Origin of the sequence: uncultured Frigoribacterium sp., from assembly GCF_963515265.1 — a bacterium.
GTDB lineage: Bacteria > Actinomycetota > Actinomycetes > Actinomycetales > Microbacteriaceae > Frigoribacterium.
In genome coordinates this window covers 1-6,468 of record NZ_CAUPYL010000147.1, presented here as the reverse complement: position 1 = coordinate 6,468, position 6,468 = coordinate 1, and the positions used below count along the sequence as shown (strand labels likewise).

Genomic DNA, 6,468 nt, shown 5'->3' with positions numbered 1-6,468 from the left:
GTGCCCGGCCGTCGCCTGCGCGATGGCCCTCAGGTCGTCGTCCTCGACGGCGTCGACGACGAGGTAGCCCGCGGGGGCGGCGTCGAGCGCCAGCCGCAGCGCGTCGGCCCCGCGGCGCACCACGTCGAGCCCGATCTCGGTGACCGTGGCGGGCGTCTGCGGCGCGAGCAGGTCGCGCAGCCGCGACCGCGTCATGGGCGTGAGCGGGTGGTCCCGCATCGACGAGTCCTCGAGCAGCTCGTCGCCGACCCACAGCGAGCCGTCGCGCACGGTGCGGCCGGTGCCCGGGAACGCGGGCACGACGACGCTGCGGTCGGTGCCGAGGCGCTCGCGGAGCGCGTCGAGCACCGGCCCGATGTTGCCCTCGTCGGTCGAGTCGAAGGTCGAGCAGTACTTGAGGTAGAAGCGGTCGGCACCCCAGCCGAGGAGGCGGTCGGCGGCCCCCAGGGACGCGCCCACCGCCTCCTCGACGGGGGCGGTGCGCGACTTGAGGGCGACGACGACGGCGTCGAGCCCGGCCACCTCCTCGTCGGGGACGGGCCGGTCGCCGATGACGACGGCGGTCCGCAGCCCGCGCGAGTGCAGGGCGGCGGCGAGATCGGTGGCTCCTGTGAAGTCGTCGGCGACGGCACCTGTGAGCATGGGGACCTTCCGGTGGAGACATGTCGTCCGTCGTCGGACGCGACGGAGCCATCTCAGCATATGTGACTATTTGGTGCGATCTTTGACAATCTGTGAAGTCAGGCTACGGTTGCCCACGAAGCCCCGGCCGACCGACCCCTCTCGGGCGACAGGCCACCTCGAACGAACGGGAACAACGGTGATCCTCCACTCGACGTCGCGCCGCGCGACCCAGGCCCGCGAGACCCCGGTCCGCGTCCTCCTCACCGGAGCGAACGGCGGGTACGGCCGCACCCTGCTCGACCAGCTGCGCCGTCTCGACGACATGGTCGCGACCCAGCTCGTCGACCCCGACGTCGCCGGCACCACGCGGATGCTCGACGAGCTCGGCGTCCCCGCCGACCGCGTCGCGACCCCCTCCACCGTCGCCGAGACGACCGCGGCGCTCGCCGCCGGCCAGGTCGCCGTGATCGCCGACGGCGCCGCCGTCGACTGGAGCGCCGCCGACGTGCTCGTCGAGGCCACCGGGCGCATCGAGGCCGGCCACCGGTACGCCGACACGGCCCTCGACCACGGCGTGCACGTCGTCATGGTCAGCAAGGAGATCGAGTCCGTCGCCGGCGTCGCCCTCAGCGCCAAGGCCCGCGCCGCCGGCCTCCGCTACCTGCCCGGCGACGGCGACCAGCCCGCGAACCTGCTGCGCCTCGTCGCGTGGGTGCTCGACTGCGGCTTCGACATCGTCGCCCTCGGCAAGTCGAGCGAGTACGACCTCGCGTTCGACCCGGCCACCGGCGTCGTCGACCAGGCCGGCACGACGATCGACGCCCCCGGGCTCGTCGACCTGCTCGAGCTCGGCGACCGCCCCCTCGAGACGGTGGAGGCGCGGGCCGCCCAGGTCGCCTCGCTCAAGCGCAGCGCCGCGGCCGACCACTGCGAGATGACCGTGGTGTCGCTCTACACCGGCGCGCACGCCGACGTCGAGGGCATGCACTACCCCGTGGCCCGGCCGCACGAGCTCGCCGACCTCTACGCCACGCGTGAGGACGGCGGCCTGATCGGCCGCACCGGCAGTGTCGACGTGTTCTCGATGCTCCGCCTGCCCGGCGAGGCCAGCTTCGCCGGCGGCGTCTTCGTCGTCGTCCGCACCGGCGACCCCGTCACCTGGGAGACCCTGCGCGGCAAGGGCCACGTCGTCAGCCGCGACGGCCGGTACGCCTGCATCTACTGGCCGTACCACTTCATGGGCGTCGAGACGCCGCTGACCATCGCGGCAGCCGTCGACGGCGGGTCGTCCGTCGCCGAGCCCCGGCAGCACACGGTGCTGGCCGCACGGTCGAGCACGGCGCTCGCCGCGGGCACGACGTTCCGCGTCGAGGGGCACCACCACGAGATCGCCGGCGTCGCACCCGTCATCGTCGATCCCGACGACCACGGCGTCGCGCCGTACTACCTGCTCAGCGGCGCGCGGCTCGTGGCCGACGTCGCCCCGGGCGAGCTCGTGCGCCTCGACGACCTCGCCGACGTGCCCGCCGCCGCGCTGGCCGCGTACCGGACGGGCCTGGCCCTCGGGGCCTGACCCGCTCCTCCTTCCTCTCTTCCCGCCCCTGCAGCACCCACCGCCCCCACCGCACAGGAGATCGACGACGATGCCCCTCAGCCCGACACCGCCCGCCCCCGCCCCGATCGAGGTGACCTCGTGAGCGTCGAGATCATCGCGCTGATCGTGCTGGTCGCCGTCTTCACGATCTCGGCCGTGCGCAACGTCCACATGGGCGCGCTCGCGCTCGTCGCCGCCCTCGTGGTCGGCGTGCTCGTCGTCGGCGAGAGCCTCGACGACGTGCTCGGCGGCTTCCCCGTCGACGCCCTGCTGATCCTGCTCGGCATCACGTACCTGTTCGGCATCGCCCGGGTCACCGGCACCATCGACTGGCTGGTCGACCGCTCGGTGCGCCTGATCGGCGACCGCGTCGCGCTCATCCCGTGGGCGATGTTCGTCATCGGCACGCTCGTGGCCTGCCTCGGCACGTCGCACGCCGCGTTCACGATCGTCCCGATCGCGATGAGCCTCGCGCACAAGCACAAGATCCACTCGACGATGATGGGCATCGTCATGAGCTCGGCCATCGTCGGCGGCGCGCTCGCCCCGACGAGCATCAACGGCATCACCGTGATGACCGTGGCCCGCACCGCGGGGATCCCCTACAACCCCGCGCTGATGTTCGGGCTGTCGATCGGCATCAACACGCTGGTCGTGCTGGTCGCGTTCTTCCTGTTCGGCGGACGCGAGCTGATCGCCAGGACGCGCGCCGCCGGTGCCGCCGCTGCTGCGGGCGGCTCCGGGCGCTCGGGCTCTTCCGGCTCGTCGCGTCGTCGTGCCGGCGGTGCGGGCATCGGCGGATCCGGTCTCGCGACGACCGTCGCCACGAGCGAGGGCGCCGTGGGCGCACCCGCCACCAGCGCCGAGCGCGCACAGGCCGGCTCAGCTGTCTCGTCCTCCTCCTCCGCGACGTCGACGGCCACCGCGACCGCCGCCTCCTCGACCGCCGCGGTCTCGGTCGACGCTGCGCCCTCGGAGAAGCTCAGCGGCTACCAGCTGCTCGTGCTCGTCTCGATCCCGGTGCTGATCGTCGGCTTCTTCACGATCACGTTGCTCGACGTCGACCTGAACCTCGGCGCCGTGGCGCTGACGATCGCCGTGCTGCTCGCCTTCGTTAACCCCGACGTGGGCCGCCAGGCGCTCGGCCGCATCGACTGGGGCACCATCCTGCTGCTCGGCGGGATCATCACCTACGTCGGCGTCCTGACCCGCCTCGGCGCCATCGACCAGCTCGGCGAGGCCGCTCGCTCGGTCGACTCCCCGCTGCTCGCCGCCCTCGTGATCTGCGTGATCGCCGGGCTCGTGTCGGCCTTCGCGTCGACGATCGGCATCCTCGGCGCGCTCATCCCGCTCGCCGTGCCCCTGCTGATCCCCGGCGGAGGCCTCGAGATGACCGGCTTCATCTACGCGCTGGCCATCTCGGCGTCCCTGGTCGACTGTGCGCCGTTCGGCACGACCGGAGCGACGATCGTCGCCTCGGGCGTCGAGGAGGAGCGGCCGCGCCTCTACCGCCACCTCATGTTCTGGGGGCTCTCGATGGTGGTCATCGGGCCGATCGTGACGTTGGCGCTGTTCGTGGTGCCCTTCCTCTGGGCCTAGCCCCGCGCCCCGTCGGGCACGACCCGACGCAGAAGCGACGAACCTCCGTGATCTTCCACGGAGGTTCGTCGCTTTCACGTCGGCACCCGCGCCTCCTCGCCTTGCTCCGGCTCCCGTTGCCGGCCGGCCGGCCGGCGCATGGGCGTCGAGTGGTCAGCAACGGTCCCGGACGGCTCCCGCGAGGACTGGACCTGACCACTCGCGCTCGTGAGCGGCCTCCTCGCCCACCCGCACCTCCCGCGTCCGGCCGTCGTTCTCGAGGGCGGGCACTCCGGGCCGAGGGCGGGTCGCCACGGACCCGCCCTCGACGCCGATGACCCGCCCTCGACCCGGTGGCGGGCGCGCGAGGTCGCTGCGAGGCGCGATGCGCGATGCGCGATGCGCGAGGCGAGGAGGCGCGGGTCAGGCCTCGGGGGAGCCGCCCGTCACGGGACGCAGCAGCGCCGCGACGACGTCGCCCATCAGGTCGCCGGGCGCGACGTCGCCGGTGGCCGGCGCGTCGAAGGCGGAGCCGACCGAGATCGTGATGAGGAGGCGCGCCAGCTGGTCGGAGGAGAGCCCGGTCGCGTCGGGCGTGCGTCCCTGGAACACCTGGTCGACGAGGCCGCGCAGCGTGTCGAGCACGGCCCGGCGCTGCTCGACGAAGACCTCCATGACGCGCGGCTCCGCGAGCGCCTGCGAGCGGAGCTCCGACATCAGGCTGAAGTCGTCGGCCGTGCCCGCGCCGTAGGGGGCGAACGCCGCACGGATCGCGGCGGGCAGGTCGGGCAGGTCGGTGCCGGGCACGCGCATCTCGTGCAGGGCCCGGAGCGCGCCGTCCGTCTCGCGGCGCAGCAGGGTCACGACGAGGTCGGCCTTCGAGTCGAAGTTCGAGTAGACCGCGCCCTTGCTGAACCCGGCCGCCTTGGCCACGTCGTCGAGGGTCGTCGTGTGGACGCCGTGACGTGCGAACAGCCGGCTCGCCGCCTCGATCAGGCGCTCGCGCACCTCGGCGCGCGGCGGGCGCTTGGTGGGGGCGCTCCCGGTCGTGGACATGTCGTCACCCTAACGTCCGGGCGACGGCTGTCGTCTGCGGCGCGCAGGGCCGGGATCCCTTGCATACTCACGGGTATCCAGGCGCTAGGATCGTCCTGCCTGGTGGACCCGAGACACCAGGAACGACCGAGTGCGCGTCGAGCGAGGCCCGCCCGAACGAGCCGCCGCCCCGCGCGCTCGGTCCCGTCCCTCGCGCGGGCTGCCCGGTGCACGGCCCGTGGCGAGGCCGTCTCGCCTGCCCGTTGCGCGCGCACGGCCCTGCTGTGGATGAAGGAGGCGCTGCACCTGTTCATTTATCCACAAGCGACAGCGTCGCTAAAGGCCTGATCAGAGGCAAGTAGCTGAGTTACAGCCGTGTAATTTCCACACAGTAGTCCACAGCTTTCCTCGGTTATCCCCCGAAAGAGTCGCTCTCGACACACATTTTCCACACGCTTATCCACATGCTGTGGGGAGGCTGGCGCGCCCCGACGGTCACCCCCGGGCTGGGTGCACCTGCCCCTCGCGTCGAGGTCGGGGCGCTCGCTAGGCTCCCGACCGTGTACGTCCTCTTCACCGTGGCGATGTTCGCCGTCAGCCTGATCGCCCTCGTCGACATCGTGTCGCGCGACGACTCGCAGGTGCGCGGGCTGCCCAAGCTCGTCTGGGTGCTGCTCGTCGTGTTCGTGCCGCTGCTCGGCAGCGCCCTGTGGTTCATCGTCGGCCACGACTGGAGCGCCGCCCGCGCGGCGGGGTCGTTCGGGGGGAGGTCGTCCGAGAACGTCTCGTTCGGAGACCCGCGCGGATCGGAGCGGGTCGGCTTCGGGGGCTCGCGTCGCGCCTCCTCGTGGTCGTCGCAGCCGGCCGCCCCGCGCCAGAAGACGACCGAGGAGCAGCTCGCCGACCTCGACCGCGAGATCGAGTTCCACGAGCAGCAGGCCCGCCTGCGCGCCCTCGAGGTCGAGGTGGAGAAGCGCAAGCGCCCCGAGTGACCCCGGACGCGGCCTGACCCGTCGACGCGCTCGACCTCGACCGGGCCTCAGTCGTACACGCGGCCGAGCACCCACTGCCCCGCGCCGTCGCGGAGCACCTCGAACATGTGCGTCGTGCCGACGCCGTCGGTGGCCTGGAACCGCCACCCCACGAACTGCTGCGGCGGGTGCGTGATGAGCGCGGGCACGAAGGCCGGCTCGTGCCACATCTCGGTCGGGGTGTCCGTCACGCGCCACCGGGTGCCGTCGTGCACGAGCCGGTCGGGCGTGCCGTCGACGAACCAGAGCGCGACGGCCGATCGGGTCGTGGAGATGTTCATCGGGGCCGCCTCTCTCTCGAACACGTGTTCGAACAGGAGGCGAGTGTAGGCAGGCCGGATCGGCTCGCGCAACCGCTCCGGCGTGTCGTCGGTCCCGCCTCCTGGACGCTCGCCCCTGCCCTCCTCGACGCCGCCCTCAGCCCCTGAAGAACCGCGTTCCGAACCATGAACCGAGTTATTTCGCGGTTCATGGTTCGGAACGCGGTTCGAGGCGTGGCTCACACTCGGGGCGGCAGAGTCAGGCCCGCACGGGCGCCGCCGCGAGCGGCATCCCGAGCGCGGCGGCGACGCCCGGCGCGACGACCGCTCCCGCGACGACGTTGAG

Annotated in this window: 6 protein-coding genes; 3 read left to right on the top strand and 3 right to left on the bottom strand. The window is 72.5% G+C overall.

What is annotated here, in order from left to right; translation table 11 throughout:
- Nucleotides 1-642: four-carbon acid sugar kinase family protein (locus RWM17_RS10995; RefSeq protein ID WP_314103639.1), on the bottom strand; the 642-nt coding region annotated here is incomplete at its 3' end.
- Nucleotides 643-820: 178 nt separating this feature from the next.
- On the opposite strand from RWM17_RS10995, the gene RWM17_RS10990 reads away from it, so the two are divergent.
- Both RWM17_RS10990 and RWM17_RS10985 read left to right on the top strand, forming a co-directional pair.
- The gene (locus RWM17_RS10990; RefSeq protein ID WP_314103636.1) at nt 821-2,197 is read left to right on the top strand and encodes a homoserine dehydrogenase; all 1,377 of its coding nucleotides are present in this window, start codon (nt 821-823) and stop codon (nt 2,195-2,197) included.
- Between the two features lie 120 nt (nt 2,198-2,317).
- Nucleotides 2,318-3,817 (top strand): SLC13 family permease, encoded by a 1,500-nt coding sequence (locus tag RWM17_RS10985; protein WP_314103633.1) that lies wholly within the window; start codon nt 2,318-2,320, stop codon nt 3,815-3,817.
- Nucleotides 3,818-4,219: 402 nt separating this feature from the next.
- Here the strand turns inward: RWM17_RS10985 and RWM17_RS10980 are convergent, their stop codons facing one another.
- Nucleotides 4,220-4,852, bottom strand: a complete 633-nt coding sequence (locus tag RWM17_RS10980) for a TetR/AcrR family transcriptional regulator (RefSeq protein ID WP_314103631.1) — start codon at nt 4,850-4,852, stop codon at nt 4,220-4,222.
- A 539-nt stretch (nt 4,853-5,391) separates the two neighbouring features.
- On the opposite strand from RWM17_RS10980, the gene RWM17_RS10975 reads away from it, so the two are divergent.
- The gene (locus RWM17_RS10975) at nt 5,392-5,823 is read left to right on the top strand and encodes a PLDc N-terminal domain-containing protein (RefSeq protein WP_314103629.1); all 432 of its coding nucleotides are present in this window, start codon (nt 5,392-5,394) and stop codon (nt 5,821-5,823) included.
- Between the two features lie 47 nt (nt 5,824-5,870).
- Here RWM17_RS10975 and RWM17_RS10970 read toward each other — a convergent pair whose 3' ends face one another.
- On the bottom strand, nt 5,871-6,143 hold the full coding sequence (locus RWM17_RS10970; RefSeq protein WP_123548591.1) for a hypothetical protein: 273 nt from the start codon (nt 6,141-6,143) through the stop codon (nt 5,871-5,873).
- Nucleotides 6,144-6,468: the final 325 nt, after the last annotated feature.

What these genes read in the sequence shown, in the direction of transcription:
- RWM17_RS10970 (WP_123548591.1), bottom strand. Translation starts at nt 6,143, where the DNA reads ATGAACATCTCCACGACCCGATCGGCCGTCGCGCTCTGGTTCGTCGAC.
- RWM17_RS10980 (WP_314103631.1), bottom strand. Translation starts at nt 4,852, where the DNA reads ATGTCCACGACCGGGAGCGCCCCCACCAAGCGCCCGCCGCGCGCCGAG.